At 61.2% G+C, this 23,071-nt stretch carries 17 protein-coding genes and 1 tRNA gene; 14 read left to right on the plus strand and 4 right to left on the minus strand.

What is annotated here, in order from left to right; all coding sequences use genetic code 11:
- Positions 1–85: 85 nt before the first annotated feature.
- The 9 genes from KGJ62_04040 (at position 86) to KGJ62_04080 (ending at position 11,781) form a co-directional block, all read left to right on the plus strand.
- Positions 86–3,073, plus strand: coding sequence for a tetratricopeptide repeat protein (locus KGJ62_04040; GenBank protein ID MDE2125739.1), 2,988 nt, complete (start codon positions 86–88; stop codon positions 3,071–3,073).
- 74 nt (positions 3,074–3,147) lie between these two features.
- Positions 3,148–4,665, plus strand: a complete 1,518-nt coding sequence (locus KGJ62_04045; GenBank protein MDE2125740.1) for a sugar ABC transporter ATP-binding protein — start codon at positions 3,148–3,150, stop codon at positions 4,663–4,665.
- Position 4,666: 1 nt separating this feature from the next.
- A complete protein-coding gene (locus KGJ62_04050; GenBank protein ID MDE2125741.1) occupies positions 4,667–5,272 on the plus strand; it encodes a hypothetical protein in 606 nt (201 codons plus the stop codon).
- A 24-nt stretch (positions 5,273–5,296) separates the two neighbouring features.
- Positions 5,297–6,244: an SDR family oxidoreductase gene (locus KGJ62_04055; protein ID MDE2125742.1), complete on the plus strand. Its 948-nt coding sequence runs from the start codon at positions 5,297–5,299 to the stop codon at positions 6,242–6,244.
- A gap of 95 nt (positions 6,245–6,339) precedes the next feature.
- Positions 6,340–7,386, plus strand: coding sequence for a heat-inducible transcription repressor HrcA (gene hrcA, locus KGJ62_04060; protein MDE2125743.1), 1,047 nt, complete (start codon positions 6,340–6,342; stop codon positions 7,384–7,386).
- Positions 7,387–7,578: 192 nt separating this feature from the next.
- Positions 7,579–8,178 (plus strand): nucleotide exchange factor GrpE, encoded by a 600-nt coding sequence (locus KGJ62_04065; GenBank protein ID MDE2125744.1) that lies wholly within the window; start codon positions 7,579–7,581, stop codon positions 8,176–8,178.
- The gene (glmM, locus tag KGJ62_04070) at positions 8,175–9,536 is read left to right on the plus strand and encodes a phosphoglucosamine mutase (GenBank protein ID MDE2125745.1); all 1,362 of its coding nucleotides are present in this window, start codon (positions 8,175–8,177) and stop codon (positions 9,534–9,536) included. Before KGJ62_04065 ends, glmM begins: the two co-directional genes overlap by 4 nt.
- 169 nt (positions 9,537–9,705) lie before the next feature.
- The gene (locus KGJ62_04075; GenBank protein ID MDE2125746.1) at positions 9,706–11,640 is read left to right on the plus strand and encodes a redoxin domain-containing protein; all 1,935 of its coding nucleotides are present in this window, start codon (positions 9,706–9,708) and stop codon (positions 11,638–11,640) included.
- A gap of 68 nt (positions 11,641–11,708) precedes the next feature.
- Positions 11,709–11,781: transfer RNA gene (locus KGJ62_04080), tRNA-Ala, on the plus strand.
- A 2-nt stretch (positions 11,782–11,783) separates the two neighbouring features.
- On the opposite strand, the gene KGJ62_04085 is transcribed toward KGJ62_04080, so the two are convergent.
- The 4 genes from KGJ62_04085 to KGJ62_04100 all read right to left on the minus strand — a co-directional run bounded on the left by KGJ62_04085 (position 11,784) and on the right by KGJ62_04100 (position 17,054).
- The gene (locus KGJ62_04085; GenBank protein ID MDE2125747.1) at positions 11,784–12,071 is read right to left on the minus strand and encodes a hypothetical protein; all 288 of its coding nucleotides are present in this window, start codon (positions 12,069–12,071) and stop codon (positions 11,784–11,786) included.
- Positions 12,072–12,555: 484 nt separating this feature from the next.
- Positions 12,556–14,037: a DUF1501 domain-containing protein gene (locus KGJ62_04090; protein MDE2125748.1), complete on the minus strand. Its 1,482-nt coding sequence runs from the start codon at positions 14,035–14,037 to the stop codon at positions 12,556–12,558.
- Between the two features lie 5 nt (positions 14,038–14,042).
- Entirely contained in the window at positions 14,043–16,508 is a 2,466-nt protein-coding gene (locus KGJ62_04095) for a PSD1 domain-containing protein (GenBank protein MDE2125749.1), read from the minus strand.
- 141 nt (positions 16,509–16,649) lie between these two features.
- Positions 16,650–17,054: a cytochrome c gene (locus KGJ62_04100; protein MDE2125750.1), complete on the minus strand. Its 405-nt coding sequence runs from the start codon at positions 17,052–17,054 to the stop codon at positions 16,650–16,652.
- Between the two features lie 138 nt (positions 17,055–17,192).
- On the opposite strand from KGJ62_04100, the gene KGJ62_04105 reads away from it, so the two are divergent.
- From KGJ62_04105 to KGJ62_04125, 5 genes are all read left to right on the plus strand, one after another.
- Positions 17,193–17,939 carry a phytanoyl-CoA dioxygenase family protein gene (locus tag KGJ62_04105; protein MDE2125751.1) on the plus strand — a complete coding sequence of 249 codons (747 nt, stop codon included), beginning with the start codon at positions 17,193–17,195 and terminating at the stop codon, positions 17,937–17,939.
- Positions 17,936–18,544: a DNA-3-methyladenine glycosylase I gene (locus tag KGJ62_04110; GenBank protein MDE2125752.1), complete on the plus strand. Its 609-nt coding sequence runs from the start codon at positions 17,936–17,938 to the stop codon at positions 18,542–18,544. Before KGJ62_04105 ends, KGJ62_04110 begins: the two co-directional genes overlap by 4 nt.
- 320 nt (positions 18,545–18,864) lie before the next feature.
- Complete coding sequence (locus KGJ62_04115) at positions 18,865–20,325, plus strand: hypothetical protein (protein ID MDE2125753.1); 1,461 nt, start codon at positions 18,865–18,867, stop codon at positions 20,323–20,325.
- A 39-nt stretch (positions 20,326–20,364) separates the two neighbouring features.
- Positions 20,365–21,597, plus strand: a complete 1,233-nt coding sequence (locus KGJ62_04120) for a right-handed parallel beta-helix repeat-containing protein (GenBank protein MDE2125754.1) — start codon at positions 20,365–20,367, stop codon at positions 21,595–21,597.
- Positions 21,598–21,700: 103 nt separating this feature from the next.
- Positions 21,701–22,981, plus strand: a complete 1,281-nt coding sequence (locus KGJ62_04125) for a hypothetical protein (protein ID MDE2125755.1) — start codon at positions 21,701–21,703, stop codon at positions 22,979–22,981.
- Positions 22,982–23,071 lie beyond the last annotated feature (90 nt).

Below are 23,071 nucleotides of genomic sequence, written 5' to 3' on the forward strand. Positions count from 1 at the left end.
TGTGAAGTATCTTCACAGGCATTCCACACGGGGACTGGTGGCCGGTATGCCGAGCAGGTGCGATTGGTGTCGTCATAATATAAGCATGCGAGCTTCGGCAACTGTTGCAGCCGTCGTCGCCGTTTGGGCCTGCTCCGCTGGATTTGCGAACGCTCAAAAGCCCCCGCCCGCTGTGCCGCCTGCTCTCTCGCCGGCCATGCGTCGAGCCGGAGCTCTTCTTCAAACAGCGCTGACGCTGCAGAAACAGAACCATAACTCGGAAGCGATCTCAGCGTGGCAGAAGTTTCAGGTGGCTGCTGTTGCGGCGCATCTGCCGCCGGCTCAACTAGCTGGTTCGTGGCAAAACCTCGCGATTCTCTACAGCAAGACCGCCGATACGACGCACGAGCTCGACGCGTTGAGCCACCTGGTGCAGCTTGAGCCGGCCAATCCAGCGATTCTCGTGGAGCTTGCCAATCTCGACAGCGGCCAGCACCGGACCGACGAGGCCGCCACGCTGGCCGAAAAGGCGCTCAAGCTGCATCCTGCGCCGGGGGTGGCGGCCGCGGCCCACTTTATCCTCGGCGTGAACTTTGTCAATCACAAGAATCTGGCCGCTGCTGCACCGCAGTTTGCAGCCGCGGAGCATCTGGCGCCCGATAATCCCCGTGCACAGCTGGACTACGCAGCGATTCTGGATGCTGCCGGCAAATACGCCGAGGCGTTGGTACATGCCGAAAAAGCCAGCGCACTTTCCCACGGATCCCTTCAGGCGGAGCTGCTTGTTGCCGGCATTCAATATCACCAGAAGGATTTCAACGGCGCCCTGAAGGTGTACGACGGCATCGTAAAGCAGGATCCGCGCAACGCGAACGCGATGTTCAATCGGGCACTCATACTTCAACGGCTGGGCCGCGTGCAGGAGGCAATAACCGCCTACATCAACGTGTTGGAGGTGGCGCCAAACCTCGATGCCGCTCACCTCAACATGGGCCAGCTCTACAGTGCAATCGGCAACGGTGCTGCGGCGCGCCAGCAGTTTCTACTGGTTTATAAACATAACAAGGCGCCAAAAGTCGCCGCGGGCCTGGCGGATGCCGAAGCTCAGGACGCCTTTTCGCTGCACGACCCGGCACAACGCGCCGCGGAGCTGGCGTCGGCGGAACGGCATTTCCAGGCGGCGCTGGCCGCCAGCCCGAACGACCTCTCGATCAACGTCGACCTGGCCGATCTCGATGAGAAGATGCTGCGATATAATGATGCGATTGCTATCTACAGGAAGCTGCTAACGCAGAAACCGGGCGACTACGACCTCTACAGCCACATAGCACGCGTCTATGGGATGCAGCGGAACGTCGACCAGGTTGCCGCAACGTGGCATGAATACAGCCAATTGAAGCCCAATGACCCGAATGGCTACGCGGAGCCGGCCGGCGCATTGGAGGCTGCAGGTAGGTTCGCAGCCGCAGCGGATGAGTGGCGCGCTCTGCTGAAGCACCAGCCGCAGAGCGGCAGCGTCATGGTGTCACTGGCAAAGGATGAGCTCAAGTTGAAGCAGACCGCTGCGGCCACGGCGCAGCTGCACCAGGTGCTTCAGCTGGATCCCAGTGGCGCGACAGCGCCAACACCCGCCATGCGCGGTCAGGTGGCGGCAGCCGTTCAGGCCGAGCAACTGGATGCGCTGCGCGGCCTCGCCAATATTCACCACGACGCTGGTGATACAGAAGGCGAACTCAAGTGGCTGCGAGAGCTGAAAAAGCGTGATATGGCAATGGCAAACGCCAACCACATCGCCGTAAATACGGAAGCGTGGGATGGTATCGCTGCCATCTATCTCAAACAGAAGAACCTGGCGATGGCGGCGCAGCAGTACGAACAACTCGCGGCGAAAGCGCCGGGAATGGCAGAGCCGTGGGAACATCTGGCCGCTATTTACGAGCAGCAGAATCTGATCGACAAGTCAGCCGCGGCATGGCAGAGCGCTGCTGCGCGCTCGGTAGATCCGCTGCCCGATGCGATGAAGGCCGGCGACCTGTACCAGCGCAAAAACCAGCTGCCGAAAGCGCTGGCCGTGTATGAAGCGCTGACGCCAAAGTACGGTAAAGATCCGCGACTTAACTCAGTGCTGGCGCAGCTCTACGAACTGGTCGGCCGGGATGCAGACGCGGTAACTACGTACGACCGGCTCCTCAAGCAGAACCCGCAGGCGTACTGGGCGGAGGATCGTCGTGCGGTAGCGTTGATGCGGCTGGGAAGGTATCCGCAGGCGCAAGCGGCATTTGAGACGGAGTTGAACCGCATCCCCGAGCAGGATCAAACGTATGCGGAGCTCGCGCTGCTCTATGCCAAACAGGGCAAACAGGATCAGTATCTCGCATGGCTTAAAGCGCGGTTAACCCAGTTCCCAGACAGGCGGACGGCCATGCAGGCGATCGTAAATGCCTATGCAGCCCGCAAAGACGAGAATGCAGGCTGGTCGTGGCTCTCGGCCTTTGCCAAACAGCACGATTCCAACCAGAAGGTGCTCCTTGCCTGGGCTCAACTGCTCGACAGCCAGAACAGGCCGGAGCAGGCGCTAGCTGTGTATCAGGAGATCGCCGCCAGGAATCCTGCGGACCTCAATGCCCAGACCGAGCTGGCGGACCGGCTCGATGAAGCCAAACAGACCTCGGCGGCCGACCTCGTTTACACGACTCTCATTGCGAACACTACGTTGACGCCCGATGAGCGCGACTCAGTACGCGCACTACTGGCGCAGCGGTACGTTCGCCAGGCCCGGTACGCATTGGCACTGCAAGTGTATCAAACGGTACTGAAGGACCGTCCGAACGATTTGAGCACATTGGGACAGATGGCCGAGATCTATGTGCTGCAGGGTCAAACCGGCAGCGCGCTGCCCATCTACCGCCAGATTGCCGCCGACGCCGGAGCTGACCGCGTAACGCAGGCTATGGCGCACTTCCGCATTGGTGACATTGAGCAAAAACTCGGAGACAATTCGGAAGCCATCACCCAGTACAAGCAGGCGCTGATGCTGAACCCCGAGCTCACTCCCGCCGAGCAGGCGCTGAACAGCCTGGTGCACCAGCCCTGACGCCGCGATACCGGGCTGCCGGGCCAACAGGTATATGGGCAGGTGCTGCCGTATCTATATCGTAATATTGGCAGATGACACAAACTGAGACACAACTCCAGCCTCCCGCGCTCGAAATGCGCGGAATCACGAAACAGTATCCCGGCGTGCTGGCGCTGGATAATGTGTCCCTTACCGTGATGCCCGGCGAAGTGCATGCGCTTCTGGGCGAAAATGGCGCCGGCAAATCCACGCTGGTCAAAATCCTGGCCGGCGCAGTGCGGGCCAATGCCGGAGAGATTCTCCTGAATGGCGCGCATGTTTCCGCCGACACGCCGCAGAAAGCGATGGAACTCGGCATCGCGATCATCTACCAGGAGTTCAACCTGGTTCCCTACTTGTCAGCCGGGGAGAACATTTTCCTCGGTCAGGAGCCACGGTCGCGCATACCCGGATTTGTAGACTATGCCCGATTGTACGGAGAATCGCAGCGAATCCTCGATAGCCTGGGTGTTAAGCTCTCGGCGCGAACGCCGGTCAATCGACTTAGCGTTGCGCAGCAGCAGATGGTGGAGATTGCGAAGGCAACGAGCCGCAAGTCGCGCATCATCGTCATGGATGAACCGAGCGCCACGCTTACGCAGCACGAGTTGGAAGCCCTGTTCACTCTGGTACGGCAGCTGCGCGCCTCCGCGGTAAGCGTCATCTACATCTCGCACCGACTGGAGGAGGTTTTTGAAGTATGTGATCGGGCAACGGTTATGCGCGATGGCAAGGTGATCGATACGCGGCCTGTAAACGAGCTCTCCCGCGATGAGATTATCCGGCTGATGGTCGGACGTGAGCTGAAAGAGGCTATCCCTAAGAAGGCCGCGGTGCCCGGGGAAGCCGCGCTGGAAGTTCGCGGGCTGAACCGCAAGGGCATTCTCCACAACGTCTCGCTATCCGTCCGAAAAGGCGAAATCCTGGGTATGGCCGGGCTGGTTGGCGCAGGGCGCACAGAAACGGCACGAGCACTATTTGGCGCCGATCCAATCGATAGCGGCGAGATACGGATCGATGGCAAGCCGGTCGTCATAAGGTCACCACGAGATGCGATACGTTTCGGAATCGGCCTGGTCACCGAGGACCGGAAGGAACAGGGCCTCGTTCTGCCGATGGCTGTCCGAGAAAACACGACGCTTGCCAACCTGCAATCGCTGTGCTGGATGGGCTTCGTGAAGCGTCCCCAGGAGCGCGCAGTCGCAGAGGAGTACCGAGCGAGCCTCGACATCCGTACTCCCAGCATTGAACAGACCGTGCGCAATCTCTCGGGAGGCAACCAGCAGAAAGTGGTGTTGGCAAAGTGGCTATTTACCGGCTCGCGCGTGCTAATCTTTGACGAGCCGACACGCGGTATCGACGTTGGGGCTAAGAGCGAGATTTATAAGCTGATGAACCAACTTGCCGCGCAGGGCTGTGCCATCATCATGATATCGTCGGAGTTGCCCGAGGTTTTGGGGATGAGCGACCGTATACTGGTGATGCACGAAGGATCGGTCGCCGGGGAGCTGAGCCGCGATCAGGCGACGCAGGAGGCTGTTATGCACCTCGCCACCGGAGGATCTGCCTGAGATGATGCCAACCGCCCCTCCGCCTATGCCGAATGTGACTCCGCCTGTGCCCGTCCGACGTCGCGGCGGCAGTGGATGTCTGGTACCGGGAATCCTGGGATGTGGAGCGCTGGTTGTCATCCTGGTCGTTATAGGCATAATTGGCGTCAGCAACCTGAACAAGCACGGGGGATTCGGAAATATCGTGCGAAGCGCGGAGGCTACTACGCCCGCTGCCCGCAAACTCTGGTACCTCCGCGAAGGGATGGACCTGTATCGTCGCGCGCACAAGGGGGCGTATCCCAAAACACTGGACGCGGTACTGCCATTCATTCCGCCTGCCGATGAGGATCCGACAACCTGCACGGAATGCAGTCAGCCTCAAGCAATCTATATTCGGCCCGGCCCTGCAACCAATCCTCACGCGCCAATCGTTCAGTTCTTTGCCGGTGAAGGCGACCTGACCATTGGACCCGTTACGCAGCGCCATCTCACCTATATTTCGTTGCTTGCCAATGGCGAGATTACACAGGATCAAAACGTCCAGCAGGTGCTCTATCCGGCTGCCGACACGTCGGCTCCAATACCTCCAGCGCCGCTACGCACAACCGGCAGCGGTGCAAAGTAGCATTCATCCTCATACGGTACCAATATGTCACGACCGCTGAATAGCTGCCTGGTTACCGGCGGGGCCGGGTTCATCGGATCGCACCTGGTGCATGCGCTTCTAGAGCACGGCGCGCGCGTCCGCATTCTCGATAACTTCACCAGCGGCAATCGGCACAACCTTCACGGAATCGAAAACCGGATAGAGGTGATGGAGGGTGACGTGCGGGATGCCGCCACTTGCCACGAGGCATGCAGCGGGATGCAAACCGTGTTTCACCTTGCCGCGTTGGTTTCAGTGCCCGAGTCGGTGGAACAGCCGCATAGGGCCCACGAAGTCAATATCAACGGCACACTGAACATCCTGATGGCCGCCCGCGAGACGGGTGCGGAGCGCGTGGTATTCTCCAGTTCTTCGGCGGTTTATGGCGATACCATAGTATTGCCGACTCCGGAGGATACCTTGCCGGTACCGACCTCGCCCTATGGGCTGCAAAAGCTGTGCGGTGAGCACTACTGCCGCCTGTTTTTCCAATTGTACGGCCTGGAAACCGTTAGCCTGCGCTACTTCAACGTGTACGGGGCGCGACAAGATCCAAACTCCGCGTACGCTGCGGTCATACCCCGGTTCCTCACTCGCCTCGCTTCCGGCCAACATCCGGTGGTGTACGGTAACGGCGAGCAGACGCGTGATTTCCTGCACGCCTCCGATGTGGCGCGCGCCAACGTTCTTGCCGCCACGGTAGTGCAGGAAGCAGCTATTGGCAACGTGTTCAATATTGCAGGCGGCGGAGCGACGTCGATCAACCAGCTGCTCAATCTGATGCGCGAAGTGCTCGGGGTTAACATCGATGCGGTCTATGAGCCGGCCCGGATTGGCGATATCCATGACTCCGTCGCAAACACGTCTCGAGCCGCTACTCTGCTTGAATTCCATCCTCACCTTACACTGAGTGATGGCCTTGCCATTACGGCCCAGGGCTATCGCCACTAGTAAGCTTCCGGGCCGCCAATCCTTGACTTGCCGAATTAGGCGCGAATATAATGGTGGTATGCAATCACTGAGCCAGCCGGCGCCCAGGCTTCACCATGAGTGAACTGGACGCACGGAAAGGGGTGGTTCTCAAGGCAGTCGTCCGGGATTTTGTCAACACGAACCGGCCCGTCGGGTCGGACCGTCTGATTGATGCCTTCAGCATCACATGGAAATCGGCAACCGTTCGCAACGAGTTGTCCGACCTCGACGACCTGGGCTTCCTCCGCCAACCACACGTTTCGGCAGGTCGCGTCCCAACGGAGCGGGGATACCGCTACTATGTGGACCAGCTCATGGACATTCCAGACGCTGTGCCGGCCTCGGAAGCACAGACCGCTCAGCGCGCATGCCGGCGCGCAAAGGCGGAAGTCGATGCGATCCTCCTCGAAACCTGCCGAATTCTGACTCGGCTCACATCGTATCCGGCGGTTGCAAGCAATCCCGATACCAACTCCACCTATCTTCGCCAGGTGTTCCTTTCGCTGGTTCCACCCCGCAGCGTGCTTCTAGTTGCCGTATTCTCGAACGGTAAGGTGGAGCATAGCATGTTGGAGCAGAGCGGGCCGACTACGGCCCAGTGCGTCGAGCTTGCTGCCAGGCAGGTGAATGCTGTCGTGGCCGGCAAGGCGCTTCGACAACTCGGCTTGGTGCACCTCCAGGCGAACAGCGCTAACACGCCCTCGGCCGTCGTGGCACAGCGCGCTCTGGAAGCCCTGCAGGGCGTGGCAGCCTCGCTAAGTCGCCAGCGTGTCTGGCTGGAAGGCACCAATCAACTGCTCCACCAGCCTGAATTCCGCGATGCCGAGCGGCTGGAAGCTCTCCTGCGGATCCTCGATCAGCATAACGCGCTTTACCGCATCCTCGCCGCAACCGCTCGCCCCGGCAGGCTCATGGTTTCCATCGGTAAGGAGAACAGTCACGAGGCGATGCAGGCGTGCAGCGTGGTTTGCACCACCTACCAGATCGGCGGGCGCACAGCGGGTTACCTGGGCGTGTTTGGACCGACGCGCCTCCATTACGACCGGGCTGCAGCGGCCGTTAATTTGATGGCGAACTCATTATCGCAAGCGTTGACGCAGGTGAGCAAGTCCTGGGATTAGGCGGTCAAGTCGCCCTCCGGCGCCTGCACGGCCCACGATTCACGCTTAGCCGTTCCCGCGCTGTGTAGTGACCGCTCACGATGAACGTTCGGCGGCAGTGTCGCGACACCTGCCGGCGGTTCGGCGCCACGGGCATGGGCGCCTCGCAGCGCTACCCGTCGGAGTTGGTTGAAGCAAGGAGCAGAAGGCAGGATGCGTAGGAACATACCGGGTGACGACGGCGAACCTCTGAAGCGACCATCAGAGGTTGGATCCGCCGATGATATCGCGCCTCTGGCCGACCCGGCCGATGCCGACCCGCCGGGTCCATCGGAAACGGCAGCCGCGGTAGCTCAACTTCAGGTCGAACTTGCTGCGGCGCAGGCAGCCGCGGAATCCGCAAAATCCGACCTGCTGTACGAGCGCGCCAGCTTTCAGAACTTTCGCCGGCGCAAAGAGGAAGAGGCGCGCGAACAGGCGCGCTTCGGCGGTCGCGAGGTCGTCGCTCTGCTTCTACCTGTGCTCGATAACTTTGAGCGGGCGCTGGCGGCCGCAGAGCAATCGGCCAACTTCGACGCGTTGGTCACCGGAGTTCGGGCGACGATGAAGCTTTTGACCGGCGTTCTGGAGAAGTCCGGCGTTACGCCGATTGAGGCGGTTGGGATGCCGTTCGATACCGCGCTTCATGAGGCCGTTGGGCAAACCCACCGTCCTGACCTGCCGGTGAATACGGTTGCTGAGGAAGTTCAGCGCGGGTATCGGATGCACGATCAGGTGCTTCGGCATGCCCTTGTGAAGGTCTCGGAACGGTGACGGAGACGCGCCTATTTGGTACGGATGGAGTGCGCGGCGTCGCCAATCAGGACCTCACCGGCGAGCTGGCGATGGCCCTCGGCATGGCGGCTGGCGTAGTTCTACAGCGCCACAGCACCGCGAAAAACGTGATCGTTGGGCGTGATACGCGCATCAGTGGCGAGATGCTGGAGGCCGCGTTGTGCAGCGGTTTTGCCGCTGTTGGTGTCTCAAGCGTCTGCGTTGGCGTTCTACCGACGCCCGGCGTCGCGCGTCTAGTCCTTGCCGAACGTGCTCTGGCCGGCGCGGTGATTTCGGCCTCGCATAATCCCTATTGTGACAACGGCATCAAGCTCTTTGGTGCGGACGGCCATAAACTGGCAGATGACGTTGAAGACGAGATAGGAGCGCTGGCCCAACGGCTAGTTGACGCGCCAAGGGCGGTGGCCCACGCGGTTGGGCGAATACGGCATATGCCGGAAAAACGCGAGCAGTATGTAGATGCGGTGCTTCGCGTCGCGGAGACACAAGACGCGTTGAAGGGCCTACGTATCGTCCTCGATTGCGCAAACGGCGCGGCCAGTGAACTAGCGCCCGATATCTTTCGCGCGCTCGGCGCCGAGGTGATCGTAGAACATGCCGAGCCCGATGGCATTAACATCAACGCGGATTGCGGTTCCACGCATCCGAAATCCATGGCGGCCGTTGTGGCGGCGGCAGACGCGCAGGCTGGCGTGGCGTTTGATGGCGATGCCGATCGGGCGATACTCGCAGACGAGGTGGGATCGATCGTCAACGGCGATCACATCATGGCGATTATCGCGCAGGATTTGGCGGCGCGTGGTGGCCTGACTAACAATGTTGTTGTTGCAACTATCATGAGTAATGTCGGGCTCGAAGAGGCACTTGCCGAGTTTGGCGCGCACCTGCACCGGACCAACGTCGGCGATCGATACGTGGCCGAAGCGATGAAAACGCAGGAAGCGGCCGTTGGAGGCGAACAGAGCGGCCACATTCTGCTGCCGCACCTGACACCCACGGGCGATGGCATTGTTACCGCGATCCAGACGCTCTCAGTAATGCTCCGGACCGGCAAGAAGCTCTCGCAGCTCGCTGCCACAGTCAAAGAGCGGCCCCAGATGCTCACAAGCATCGAAGTCCGCAGTAAGGAGGGGCTTACAACCAACGAGCGCATCGCATCCGCCATCAAGGCGGCGGCCTGCAAAGTCGGCAATCCAGCGTGGGTTTCGGTACGCGCGTCCGGTACGGAACCGCTAATCCGGATTATGGTTCAGGGCGCGGATGACAATGCGGTCCGGGAATCGTTCGAGTCTCTCTGCTCCACCGTCGTGGAAGCCCTCGGTCAGCCGGAAGCCTGATGTTGTGGCGGAGCCGGAATCGGGCGGACTCAGTATAATGATCCGGTGAAGAGAGCGCACATCGCGGGTAACCAGCCTGCAATTGCTTCGCTCCATCTAACCTGTATACTGCGGCAGACTTGTATAACGTAATAGCAGCTACAAGTGTGCGCCGGGAGGCGCCGCGTTGATGACTCAACCGTTCCCACGAAGGTTTGCGCTCTGTTGCGCCGGCATGTTTGCACTCATGAGTGCTGCCCTCATCGGCCCGGCTGCCGGCGAGCAGCAGGGGCTCGGCGCCCTCGCCTCCAGCCTGCGCGCACAGCCGCTCGGCGTCGTCCCCGCCACACTTACCTTCGCCAGTCTCGGCGGGCGTCGTTACTCAGGCACCTCACTCCGACGGTATCGCGCCAGTGTATTCTTCTTCGTTTCGGGTCAGTGCCCCATATCCACGACGTACGCGCCGCGCATCGCGGAGTTCGCAAAGCAGGCGATGCAGAAGGGCGTGCAGGTTTTCGCAGACTATCCGGACCGGCAGGAGACCCGAGCGGCCATCCGCGCCGACGCTGCGGCGCATGGCTACCATTTTGCCGTCGTCGCCGATCCGCGGGCGCGCGTTGCGACGGCGGTCGGCGCTATCGCAACACCGGAAGCCGTGATTGTGGACGCCAACGGCGCCATACGGTACCGGGGACGGATCGATGACAACGTGGTAACCACGCTCGTTACCCATCACGATCTTGAGGATGCGCTGGATGCGGTGTTGAGCGGTAAGCCGGTCCCGCACCCAGAGACGCTTGCCATGGGCTGCGCCATCCGCCAGCCTGCCGTGGCGCCTGCACCGGCCGCCGGCGTGCCAACATGGTCCGGTCAGATTGCCTCGATCATCCTCGACAAATGCGCCAGCTGCCATCGCTCGGGGCAGGTCGCGCCATTTTCTCTGACGACATGGCGCCAGGCCAATGCGTGGGCGCCCGATATCGAGCGCTATACGCAGACCGGCGCCATGCCGCCCTGGAAGCCGGCAGAAGGCTTCGGCTGCCGTTTTGTCAATGCTTCGCAGCGAACGCTGACATCCAACGAGCTTGCTGCGATTCGCAAGTGGGCTGAAAACGGGGCGCCGGAGGGCGATCCCGCTGTGGCGCCACACATGCCCAACTACCCGCGCGGCTGGCAAATCGGCAAGCCCGACATGATCCTTCAAGCGAGCGCTCCGTTCCATGTCCCGGCCGATGGCGCCGACATCTACCGCAACTTCGTGGTGCATACCAACTTTACTCAGGATCGGTACCTTTCGGCGGTGGAGGTCCATCCGGGAAATCGCGCCGTTGTCCACCATATCATCGTCTACATCGATGGCAACCGCGTTTCGGATCGGTTGGATGGCCGGGACCACGATGGCCAACCCGGCTATACAAGCTTCGGCGGCCCGGGCTTCATTCCCACGGGAATGTTGGCCGGTTGGGCGCCCGGCAACGAGCCGGTGCACCTGCCGCAAGGCATCGGAATCTTCGTACCGAAGCATGCCAACCTTGTTATTCAGGTTCACTACCACAAGAACGGTGAGGCTCAAACGGACCTGTCGCAGATTGGTCTGCGCTTCGCGCGCCACACCATCCAGCAGACGATCAACAGCATCTGGCTGATCAACTTCTTCTTCAAGATCCCGCCGGGCGACGCCAACTATACCTGCACCGCCCAGACCACGGTTACGCGGAATATGCACCTGCGAGCCGTTACACCACACATGCACCTGCTTGGTCGTCAGATGAAGATCTGGGCAGACCTGCCAAACGGCACGCGTAAGGACATCATCTGGATAAAGGACTGGGATTTCAACTGGCAGATGAGCTACGGACTGCGCCAACCCATCGAGCTGCCGAAAGGCACGGTACTGCACTTGTGGGCCAGCTATGATAACTCCAACGATAATCCGCGAAATCCAAACCTGGGACACCTGAAACCCGTTGGTTGGGGTGAGAACACCACGGACGAAATGTGCATCGCGTTTCTCAGCGTCACCAGCGACAGCCAGCACCTCGCGGTCCGCGATCCGATTGCAGATACTGTGCGGAGCGCCGGCGCGGGCGCCGAAACGCCCGCAGTTCGCAGCGGCACGCGGTAAGGCAGAACTCTATCCGGCAGCCTCCATTCTCACCGAGTCGACCGTGGGGTATACTCACACGGTTTCGGGGGGCTGTGGCTCAGCTGGGAGAGCGCCTCGTTCGCAACGAGGAGGTCGGGGGTTCGAATCCCCCCAGCTCCACTCTACGTGGAAGCCTTTGCATTCCGTGCGGCAATTGCCACCTCGTTCGGTTCCGTGCTCGACTCGTCGCTCATGAATGGCTTGCCGTGTGGTCGGCCGGAGTCGGCAGCGTGGCGTTGGTCGGCCATCGCGTGCTCCACAAGCTCGGCGGCGTAAGCATCGGCTCCGCCCTCCCGCCACCAGGCCGACAGGAGCTTCCGGAGAGCTGAACAACTTCTGGGATCCAGGACGCGGTAGGCCTCGCGCCGAACCGCACGCTGGTGAGTCGCCAGCTTATGGTCGTGGTGCATTTCGCTACTCCCAGGGGCATTGGCTGCAGCTGGCTCACTGCCGGGTCCAAGCGTTCGCAATTCGTCAGCGGTCACCCCTTCATTTGCATCATACGTTCCGGGGGTCGCTGGGCGGCGGTCCGCGAGTTCCGCTGGAGCTACAAATGGCCGGACGATTTGATCTCGTAGCGCGCGGCGCTAATGAGACGGCGGATGAAGTCCGCCGGCGCTACGATGGAAGGTCCCGCCGGTCCCGGGAGGTATCCGATTGAAGGTTCACATACTTTCCCGCCGGCTACTGCCCGCCGAGCCGGTTCCGGGCATCCGATTTGGACGATCGACTGAGTTTGAGCGCGAGACCCAGGGCGCTTGCCGCGCCCGAATTCACAACAGCGATGCGCACAATCAAATCCGCTGCCCTGTCCGGCAGTCGCTTTCTCCTCGCACCGCCGTCACACGGTAGCTGGTAGCGCCCGCGAGAGCGCGATGCCGGCGCCAAGCCGTCTCACACGATCAACTGCTTGATCACATTGCCGTACACATCCGTCAGGCGATAGTTGCGCCCCTGGAACTTGTAGGTAAGGCGAGTGTGATCGATGCCCATCTGGTTCAAGATGGTTGCATGCAGATCATGTACATCCACAGGATCCTCAACCACGTTGTAACCCAGATCGTCGGTTGCGCCCATGTTGAACCCCGGCTTGATGCCGCCGCCTGCCATCCACACCGTAAACGCGTGGGGATGATGGTCCCGACCTAGAAACTTGGATCCGTCGCGGCCTTCATTCATCGGGGTGCGACCAAACTCACCGCCCCAAACGATCAACGTCTCGTCGAGCAAGCCGCGCTGCTTCAGGTCCGTAACCAGCGCCGCAGCTGCTTGATCGGTGGCTTTGCAGATGTTCGGAAGCGCATGCATCAAGTCATCCGACTCGCTGGTTCCGTGAGTGTCCCACCCACGATGGTACAACTGCACGAATCGCACACCACGCTCTACCAAGCGGCGCGCGAGCAGACAGTTATTGCTGAATGCCGATTTGCCGGGTTCTGTTCCGTACATCGTCTGAATGGCTGGCGGCTCTTTGCTGATGTCCATTAGTTCGGGAACGCTCGTCTGCATCCGGTATGCCAGTTCGTACGCCGCGATGCGGGTAGCGATCTCCGGGTCATCCTCCTTGTGGAGGTGATCTTCGTTCAATGAGCGGAGCGCATCCAGGGAGTCGCGTCGTACTGCGCCACTCATGCCGGACGGGTCCTCTACAAACAGTACCGGTTCGCCCTGCGAGCGGAACTCCACGCCCTGGAACTCGGTCGGCAAGAATCCGCTGCTCCAAAGCGCTTTACCGCCGTCCGGCTCGTTGAGACCGGATACAAGAACAACGAAGCCCGGCAGGTCGGCATTCTCACTGCCAAGGCCGTAGGTAAGCCACGATCCCATGCTCGGCCGGCCGGCGATCTGAAAGCCCGACTGCATGAAGATTTGCGCCGGTGCGTGGTTGAATTGCGTGGTACTTACGCCGCGAACGATGGCAATATCGTCGGCGATCTTTCCTGTAAAAGGCAGGAGGTTCGATATCTCCTGGCCCGACTTGCCGAACTTAGAGAAGCTGTACGGCGATGCGAGTATCTTCGGGTCTCCCTTGATAAACGCAAATCGCTCGCCTTTGATGATCGATTCGGGAATCTTCTGGCCGTTGTACTGGGCCAACTTGGGCTTGTAATCGAACAGGTCCACCTGCGATGGTGCGCCAACCATGAAGAGAAAGATCACATTCTTCGCTTTTGGCGCGAACATCGGCGGCCGCGGCGCCAAAGGATTCTTCGCCGGGCCGGGAGCAGCCATCGCTGCCTCTGCGAACAACGCCTCATTCAGCAGACTGCCAAGCGCCAGCGTGCCGATTCCGTATCCGGCCCGCCCAAAGAACTGCCTGCGAGTAACCTGCTTCAGCGCTTCAAGCTGTAACTTCTGGAGCCTGTCGTGTTCCATCGTTCTTACTCCCGCGTAATGGTCTCATCCATGTTCAGCAACACGTTGGCCACCACGGTCCACGCAGCACGCTCCGCATCATCCGGCGTTGGCGACTTCTCCGCAAGAAGGGCCGTGGCGGCAGTGCGGTCGGCTAAGTAATGCAAACGTTCTCGCTTAAACAGGGCCGTAAGAGTGCTCGATTCCCTTGTGTTGGGCGGCCGCGCTGTGCAGAGCAGAAACCCAAACCGGACTCTCGAAGCCGGGGTGGCGCCACCCTCCAGCATCATCCGGCTCGCCAGGGCGCGAGCGCACTCAAAGAACTCCTTCTCGTTGAGCGTTGTCAGAGCCTGCAGCGGAGTGTTTGTCCGCATCCGGAGCGCGGTGCAGAACTCGTGGCTGGTTCCGTCGAAGTTCACGAAAACCGGGTAGGGCGCTGAGCGCCTCAGGAACGTGTAGATACCGCGACGATACTGGTCTCCGCCCTTGCTCTCCACCCACTTGTCGCCGCTGTACGGAACGTTCCATACGCCGGCCGGCTGGTACGGATATACGCTCGGGCCACCGATCTTGGGGTCGAGCAGGCCGCTGATGGCCAGCGCTTCGTCGCGAATCAGTTCGGCGCCGAGCCGAAATCGCGCGCCGCGAGCCAGGAGCGCATTATCCGGATCGCGTTCGATCATCTTCGGCGGGATTTCGGAGCGCTGCATATATGTGGCACTGGTAACTATCAACCGGATCATGGCCTTCATGTCCCATGGCTGTACCGATATGGCGTGGCCGTTTGCGTCGCGCCGCCAGGCAGCATTCGGGGTCGGGTGCTGGAACTCTACAGCGAGCCAGTCCAACAGCCTTCGGTGCGAAGGCGGCGAACCCTGCGTACCGAAGTCGTAACTCGTCTTGACGATACCAATGCCGAATAGATCCTCCCAGAAACGGTTGACCGCAACTCGAGCCGTCAGCGGGTTAGCCGGGCTTACGAGCCACTGAGCCAGCCCCAACCGGTTATGCGGGAGGCCGGCGGGAAATGGATTGAGTGAGGCGGGAGTATTTGCGGTTACCTTCGCGGCACGGCTCAGGTATGCGCCCTTAACACGGATATGCGTAGATGGCGTTTTGCCATCTGCGTCCTCATGGAACACCATCGTGGTGGGACCGGTTATCGCCGCCAGCTGCCCCTGGAGCGATGCCAGCCGCATCGTTGCCTTTGGCAGCGCAGCCGCGTCTCCGCCCGGTTTCGCGTCGGCGGCCTTGGCAGCCGATGCCTGCATTATCCATGCACCGATCCGCTCCCGGTCGGCCTTCTGGTCTGGAGTCAAAATCTCGAGATCGGGCTCTGTGCAGTGATTCCAGAAGGCCAGCATGCTGTAGAAGTCCTTCTGGGTAAATGGATCAAACTTGTGGTCGTGACACTGTGCGCACATCAGCGTTGTGCCGAGGAAGACGGTGCCCAGAGTGCCGACGCGGTCCACATTCGTCAGCCACCGCTGCTCGTCCGGGTCAACACCGCCTTCCTGGTTCAGCATCGTGTTGCGCTGAAAACCGGAGGCGATCCTGTCGTTTACCGTCGCGTTCGGCAGCATGTCGCCCGCAATCTGCTTGACAACGAACTGATCGAACGGCATATCCTTGTTGTAAGCGTTGATCACCCAGTCTCGGTATGGCCACATTGAACGCGGCAGGTCCTTCTCATAACCGTTGGAATCGGCATAGCGGGCCAGGTCGAGCCAGCGGATGGCCCATTTTTCTCCAAAGTGCGGCGAAGCCAACAGCCGGTCTACCACCTTTGACCAGGCGTTTGGTGAGCGATCCTTCAGGAATGCGGCTATCTCCGCGGGCGTCGGCGGGAGGCCGATGAGATCCAGGCTGACACGTCGGATCAGGGTGCGTCTGGAAGCCTGTGCCGCGGGACTCAAACCGTTTGCCTGCAGCTTGGCAAGTACAAAGACATCAATGGGATTCCTGGCCCACGCTCTATCCTGAACCTTTGGCAGCATCGGCCGCTTTGGCGCAACATACGCCCAATGTGTCGGCGCCGGCGCTCCTTTCCATACGGCGCCGCCGTCAATCCACGCGCGGATCTTTGCAATGTCGGTGGCCTTGAGCGGGCCGAAGCCCATCGGCATACGTGGCTTTCCAAGCTGGCCCAGTAAGCGCTCGACCAACAGGCTGTGAGCGCTGTCACCAGGCGCCACAATCGGCCCACTGCTCCCACCCTTGAAGAAGTCAGGGCTGTTGTCCATCCGCAGGCCGCCCATCTTCTGGGGGCCGTGGCACTCAAAGCAGTGGGCTTTCAGGATCGGCAAAACCACACGTACAAAGTTGACTGGCGGGGCGGTGGGCTGCGCGGGCGATGGAGGTGCAAACGCCGCCGCAGCGATCAGCGCCAGCACGGTTCCGCCCACGTGCCACGCCCTCCGCAGCGTGCAGTGGAATAATCGCGCCTGCGTTCTTGTGGCGATTCCGTACAGCTCTGGTTCACCGAGTTTCATCAACAATCAGTGTTCTGCACGCGCACTGCGTCGTCCTGCCAGTTCGTCAGCAGGGTGGCCGCGTTACGGATTGGGACGCGTCGAGTCCACTGCACGGCGCACTTCCTGCAGGTGGCATCACCAAGTTGTTCGCGCTCGCTGTTACTTCTTCGTTGCCAGATAGGCTCCAAGCGCCTGCAAATTGCTGTCGCTGATGTTTCCGCCGCCCATTGGTGGCATCCGCGAACTGGAGTCTACCGACTGCGGATTCTTGACGTACGATGCGATCCACTGGGCGGTGTGCTGGGGGTTGGCGCCCACATGCGTCAGATCTGGCGCACGACGCCCGCCCTGACCATCCATCGAGTGGCAGCGGGTACAGCCGGATGAGGCAAACAGGGCTGCGCCACCGGTGGTTGCCGACCCTGCGCCGGCTGCCGGACCTGCGCCCGGAGCGCTTCCTGCGGCTTGCGGGCTCTTCGAGCATCCGGCGACGGCGATCAGTGTTACATATGCCGCGACGGCCAACACCGCCGTCAGAGCTACCGAAAGTCTACCGTTACGCATCGTTATGGCTCCTCACCCAGTCACGCGGGCCAACGGGCGCGTCAGACCGCAACCGTCAAGACAACTGCGAACAAGTATGGCACAAGCGGACAATTGGCGCGCGGCAAGCCAACACGAGCGTGAAGGATTAACCGGTTCATGTCGCTAACCGAACCGGACGATGCTGCCCACAAAGTCCCGGCAAAGGCAATGACCGTTACACACCGCGACAGTTCGATCACGACCGACTTCCGGCGGGATGGATTCGCGTTCGCTCGGTCGATGTTTTCACCGGACGAGGCGGCGGCCATGAAGGCGGAGATTCGCTCGATACTCGCCGACCACTCGCACGTTGGCGGCGTCTATGTAGGTCTGGCGGCAGTGAGCCAGCTGTTCCGCCGCGCCGCCCGCAACTCTGCCATGCTGGATGCGCTGGAGCACGTGATCGGTCCGGACATTGAGTTCCTGAGCGACAAGGTCGCGCTCAAATCCGGCGACGTTCAGTTCGGCTCGCCATGGCACCAGGATTGGCCCTATTGGAAGGGCGCTCACAAGGTTTCGGTATGGATCGCGCTGGATCCGGCGGATCGCTCAAACGGCTGCCTGCGCCTGCTGCCGGGCAGCCACCATCATCCCGTTGAACATTCCGGTGTTGCCCCCGAAGGCGAAGGCTTCGGCAACCGGCTTGCACCGGGCTCTGTGGATGAATCGCGAGCCGTCGACGCGGTGTGTGCGGTGGGTGATGCAGTGCTGTTTCACGATCTTACGCTGCATGCGTCGTATCCAAATAGATCGGGCAACGACCGGTACTCGCTGATTAGCACCTACCGGAGCGCGGCGGAACCCGACATCCGGTACGATTGGGCCGTGGCGGCCGAGGTGGTGCGGGGCAGGGCGCAGGCATGACGACCGACTTAACTCGGTGTCCATGGTCGGAATGCAATCCGGCTATGCAGCGCTATCACGATGAAGAGTGGGCTGCACCGGTGCACGACGACAAAAGGCTGTTTGAGTTTATCATCCTTGAGGGAGCACAGGCTGGCCTCAGTTGGAACACCATCCTGAACCGGCGTGACGGCTATCGCGAGGCGTTCGCCGGATTCGATCCGGTCGCCGTGGCGTCGTTTACCGATAGTCGGGCCGCGGCGCTCATGGAGAACCCGGCCATTATCCGAAATCGGGCCAAAATCATGTCGGCGATCTCCAACGCGCAGGCATTCCTTGCCATACAGGAAGAGTTCGGCTCGTTCGCCATCTGGATGTGGGATTTCGTTGGCGGCCGCCCAATCCAGCATCGCTTCAAGGAGCAAAGCGAGATTCCTGCCGTAACCGCGGAAGCGGAGGCGTGGAGCAAAGCGCTTCGAGAGCGTGGTTTCCGCTTCATGGGGCCAACGATCTGCTACGCCCATATGCAGGCCGTCGGCATGGTCAATGACCATCTGATCAGCTGCCATCGTTTCGAACCCTGTGCACAGCTTGGCGCCTCCATCGCCGGATCTGCCGGCGGCTAGCGGGCCAAAGCGCCGCCGGCTCAATCCGGGTCGACAAAAATGCACGACGGCTGGACGTGTTCCGACATGACAGCTACCGCTTCAAGGTATCCAGGCGCCGTAGCGGTTGTCCTGGATAGAAAACGAAAGGCGATGCTGGGCCGGCGACGGCCTGACTTCCAGCGTTCCGCGCTCTTCAAGTGCAACTGAACGGACCGGCCGCGCCGGCAGCCGGCACGAGCCGGTCCACGGCATCCGCACTGCCGGAAACCACCGACGACTTCATCTCATATTCGCGCAAGGGTCACCAGTCCACGCCTATGACAACGAATTCACGGCGCATGCCCACAGCGGTCTGTTTCGATGTGGAAGATATCATCTCACCAGCTGCCAACGATGCGGAACTGTGGATGGCGTCGGATCTTGCCGATTCCGGCCTCACGGGCACGATGCTGGTTATGGGCGAATCGGCCCGCCTTTGGGAACGACGCGGACGGCTTGACGTCATTGAGGCCATGAAGCGCCATGATACCGGCTACCACTCCACCTGGCATTCTGTCCACCCGGTTACAGCCGAGATATGCCTGGAGACCGACTTCCGGGAAGGAATGGACGCGCTGTGGGCATGGGATGGCGATGGTTGGCAGGATACAGAGCGGATTATGCAGCGCCCGCTGCTCGGCTGGGGCCGCACCGGCTCGAGTTGGGCGCCCTCCATCCAGGGGTTGATGGCTCGCCTGGGACGGGCGTACATCTACAGCCCGGTCCGCCTTCCGGGCCATAACGTCTGCTGGTATGCCGGATGCCTGGGATTCCACGATGATGGTATCCGGGCTTTCGACTGGGCTCTGGCCGACGATGCGGCATTTGCCGGCCACCTTGCAGCGCAAACCGCGCGGCTTAGAGCCCATCTTGGCGAACAGCGCAGCGGCGCCCGGTGGCTCTGCTGGTTCATGGGGCACCCGACGCGCGCTGTCCATTCAGACTTTTGGGATGCCGACAACTTCAGCGCCGGAGCCAATCCGCCACGGTCACAATGGAAGGCGCCGCCTGTATTGGGAGAGGACCAGATTGCGACGGCGCGGCGCAACTATTTGCGCCTTTGCCGGATGCTGGCTGACGATGACCGGCTGGAGATCGTGGGATGGTCGGAGCTTATTCGTCGTTATAGTGGGCAAGCTGCCGGCGCCACACAGCAAGAGCTGCTACAGGCTGCGCAATGCGTGATTGACGCCGGCCGGCCCGTGCTCACCGATCGTTTCTCCGCCGGCGAGCTGCTGGTTATGTTCTGCCGTGCTGTCACGCACCCCAGTGCCTGCTACGCGCGTCCCGAAGTGCTTGGCCCTCTGACGATACCGCAGTCAATCGGATCGATTGCCAACCGGGCAGAAGCGGCTGCGGCGGCTGAACGGCTGTTCAGGTCGCTTCAGCCAGTCAGTGCGCCGCGCTGTCCGCATCCCGGCGCACCGTACAATCCGGATACCGGCAGCCCGATGATTCTGCCTTCAGAGATTACGACCGCGAATGGCAGTGTGGGCATCGACAGCCTGATGGTAAGTCTGGCTCATCTGTTACTCGGCCGGTTCGAAGCCGGGCTGACGAGCAGCGCGCCCTGGCCCGCAGAGGCGGATGACATTGCGCGCTATGTCGGCGAGGAGGTCCCAGGCTGGATCATTCACCCACCCCAGATGGATCTTTCCAGGGTGCTGGAGCAGACGCGCTTACAGTGCTGGGCGCTCAAACCGGCGTGGGACCGCGCCGACCTGGTTGTGCCACAGGATGGCGGCGGGCTGGTAAGATAGCGGCAGCAAACAGGCGGCCCGACCGGTAATCGACTTGCGATGATCCTCTACCTTCTGCTCATGCTCGGCCTGCGCCACGCGTCGGTCATCAAGGTAGGAGACGGGTGCGAGTACCCGCGGATAGAACAGGCCGTGGCGGCTGCAGCGCCGGGCGACACGATTCAGGTATATGGCGCCACAGCCGGATATCATCGTGTGGCCGTAAAGGTAGACGTGGCAGGCATCACGATTCAGGGAATGGGCCCGACGCGCATTGTACTGGACGGCGTCGGCTTCGACTACAGCGGCGCGGGCAAAGTACCTCGCGCGGTTTTTCAGGTCGATCCTTCCGCCGCCGGAACTACGATTGAGAACTTTGAGATTTCCGGCGCACATAACTCAACATTCAACGGCGCCGGAATCCGCATCAACGCGGCAGATGGTGTAACCGTTCGCGACTGCGATATTCATGACTGCGATATGGGCATCATGTCCAACGGGTCAAGCGCTGCCACCGGCGGTTCCGACCAGGTCATCACGCGCTGCCGCATTCATGGCAACGGCAGCCTGAAAGACCCGGGGTTCAACCATAACCTCTACCTGGCCGGGCAGAGTGTCACGGTGCGCTTCTGCGATATCTTCGGCTCTCTTACCGGGCACAACCTGAAAAGTCGCGCGCACTTTATCAAGGTGGAGTACTGCTTCATTCACGATGCGGCGAACCGCGAGCTCGATCTGGTTGAAGATAACGCCACTGCGCGGCCGAATTCGAACGCTCTCCTGCTGGGCAACCTTATTGTGAAGGATCCTGCCTGCAGCGGCAACCGGGTCGTCATCCAGTTTGGCCGTGAGACCGGTATGCGCACCGGCACAGTCTATCTCATCAATAACACCATTATCACGCCTTTTGTGTCTGCAGTCGTCAGCATTACGTCGCCCGGCTGCACGGCGCGCCTTTACAACAACATCATCTGCAACCAGACCTCATCGCGTCCTCGGCTTCTGGAAGGCGCGAATGGCGGAAGCTGCCTGAGTGCCGCCGGATCCGGCAACTGGTTCAGCGATGGCTATTCGCTCCAGGGTACGAACCTGCTCCGATCGAGTCAGACGTTTGGGCGCCGCCGCGGTGAGTCTCCGTTTTTGGGCAGCAGACGTGTCTGCGCACTGCGCGTGGCTCCTGGCGTGGCTCATTGGCGGGATGGCAGCGGTCTGGTCCACGATGCGGTCGTGCGGTATCGGTATGCCGGCGCCGGCAAATGGCGCCGATCTGACGGCAGTCATATCGGTGCCTGAGCGCGCGTCGCCGGCCGCGGTGGAATCCTCGCCCTCCGTCGTGGCGTCGGTCGCAGCGGGCCCTCCGGCAGCCAGATCTGGTTCACCGACCTCAGGGAGCTCGATGAGGTCGATCGTTCGCCTCTGGCTTCCACTTGCCATCAGCTACGAAATGATGATGATGGAAGGCCCGACCGTTCAGGCGGCGATGGGACGCCTTCCCGCGGCACAACTCAACCTGGCGGCATTCGGTCTGGCGTTTTCGCTGTCGCTTCTCGTGGAGAGCCCTGTGATCATGATGCTGCCCACGACGATTGCCCTGGTCAGCGACAAACAGTCGTGGGAAGCGATGCGCCGGTTCACGCTGTCGCTCTGCGCGTTCTGTACCGCGCTTACCGCTTTGGTGGCATTCACGCCGCTGTTTGGCTTTATCGCACAGCGCCTGATGGGCCAGCCGGTGGCGATCGTTTCCGCGGCACAGCCGGTTATGCGGATTATGCTGTTCTGGAGCGCGGTCATCTGCTGGAGGCGATTCTGCCAGGGCACTCTGGTAAAGCACGGAATCACCCGGTACATCTCTGTTGGTACCGCGATTCGCATTCTGACGACTATCGCGGTTGCGGGAGCGCTTGTTGTCTCTCGGCGACTGCCGGGCGCTGAGGTCGGCGGTTGCGCGGTTGTGGCTGCAGTCACCGTGGAGGCGTTCGTTATCACGCTGTTCGCGTGGCCGGTGATCCGTGACGATATCCCGCATGCGCACGCCTCGGCCGCACCGCTGACGCAGCGCGCCATCATCAAGTTTCACGCACCGCTAGCCGCCACAACCGTGCTCAACCTCCTGGGACTGCCGTTGACGGCCGCGGCTCTGGGCCGACTTGCTCACAGTACGGTTACGCTCGCGGCCTGGCCGGTGGTCGCGGGGATGATGCTCGTGGTTCGAGGCTGGGGTATCGCTTTGCAGGAGATTTCCGTGGCAGTCGCTCCCGATCCGGACCGACGCCCGGACCTCCGACGTTTTGCCTGGCTCGTGGCATGGATCAGTTTCGGCGGCGCCGCCGTGTTCCTCTTCTCGCCGTTGGTTCAGCTCTACCTGGTCCATGTGGTACACGTGCCCCTGGCCGTGCTGCCTTATGCCAAAACAGGCGCGTATGCGTGTATCCTGCTGCCGGTAATCACGGCCGTGGATGCGTGGCGCCGTGGAATGCATATGGCGGTTCATCGTTCTCGTACCATCTACCAGGGTATGGCCGTCAGCGTGGTGGCCCAGATAGCTGTTCTCGTGCTGGGTGTTGCCGTGCGTGCTCCGGGTATGCTTTTGGCTGCCGCCGCATTCACGTCCGCCATTGCCGCCGAGTACCTGTACCTCACATGGCGATGGCAGGTTTACGAGATGGAATCGCTGTAGAGGCCAATAAGCTGGTCTGGAACAGAAACGTGCTGCGGTTCGTCAGGTTAACATAACGGCTGCCGTTGAAGCCGCTACGCTGGAGGAAAG

Source organism: Armatimonadota bacterium, from assembly GCA_028871815.1.
Classification (GTDB): Bacteria; Armatimonadota; Chthonomonadetes; order Chthonomonadales; family Chthonomonadaceae; genus REEB205.

Excerpts from the sequence above, each read along its gene's own strand:
- KGJ62_04055 (MDE2125742.1), top strand. The coding sequence starts at position 5,297 with ATGTCACGACCGCTGAATAGCTGCCTGGTTACCGGCGGGGCCGGGTTC.
- KGJ62_04100 (MDE2125750.1), bottom strand. The coding sequence starts at position 17,054 with ATGCGTAACGGTAGACTTTCGGTAGCTCTGACGGCGGTGTTGGCCGTC.
- KGJ62_04120 (MDE2125754.1), top strand. The coding sequence starts at position 20,365 with ATGATCCTCTACCTTCTGCTCATGCTCGGCCTGCGCCACGCGTCGGTC.
- KGJ62_04125 (MDE2125755.1), top strand. The coding sequence starts at position 21,701 with ATGAGGTCGATCGTTCGCCTCTGGCTTCCACTTGCCATCAGCTACGAA.
- KGJ62_04085 (MDE2125747.1), bottom strand. The coding sequence starts at position 12,071 with ATGCACCACGACCATAAGCTGGCGACTCACCAGCGTGCGGTTCGGCGC.
- KGJ62_04105 (MDE2125751.1), top strand. The coding sequence starts at position 17,193 with ATGTCGCTAACCGAACCGGACGATGCTGCCCACAAAGTCCCGGCAAAG.
- KGJ62_04065 (MDE2125744.1), top strand. The coding sequence starts at position 7,579 with ATGCGTAGGAACATACCGGGTGACGACGGCGAACCTCTGAAGCGACCA.
- KGJ62_04115 (MDE2125753.1), top strand. The coding sequence starts at position 18,865 with ATGCCCACAGCGGTCTGTTTCGATGTGGAAGATATCATCTCACCAGCT.
- KGJ62_04075 (MDE2125746.1), top strand. The coding sequence starts at position 9,706 with ATGACTCAACCGTTCCCACGAAGGTTTGCGCTCTGTTGCGCCGGCATG.
- KGJ62_04050 (MDE2125741.1), top strand. The coding sequence starts at position 4,667 with ATGATGCCAACCGCCCCTCCGCCTATGCCGAATGTGACTCCGCCTGTG.
- KGJ62_04040 (MDE2125739.1), top strand. The coding sequence starts at position 86 with ATGCGAGCTTCGGCAACTGTTGCAGCCGTCGTCGCCGTTTGGGCCTGC.
- KGJ62_04090 (MDE2125748.1), bottom strand. The coding sequence starts at position 14,037 with ATGGAACACGACAGGCTCCAGAAGTTACAGCTTGAAGCGCTGAAGCAG.
- KGJ62_04045 (MDE2125740.1), top strand. The coding sequence starts at position 3,148 with ATGACACAAACTGAGACACAACTCCAGCCTCCCGCGCTCGAAATGCGC.
- KGJ62_04095 (MDE2125749.1), bottom strand. The coding sequence starts at position 16,508 with ATGAAACTCGGTGAACCAGAGCTGTACGGAATCGCCACAAGAACGCAG.
- KGJ62_04110 (MDE2125752.1), top strand. The coding sequence starts at position 17,936 with ATGACGACCGACTTAACTCGGTGTCCATGGTCGGAATGCAATCCGGCT.
- hrcA (MDE2125743.1), top strand. The coding sequence starts at position 6,340 with ATGAGTGAACTGGACGCACGGAAAGGGGTGGTTCTCAAGGCAGTCGTC.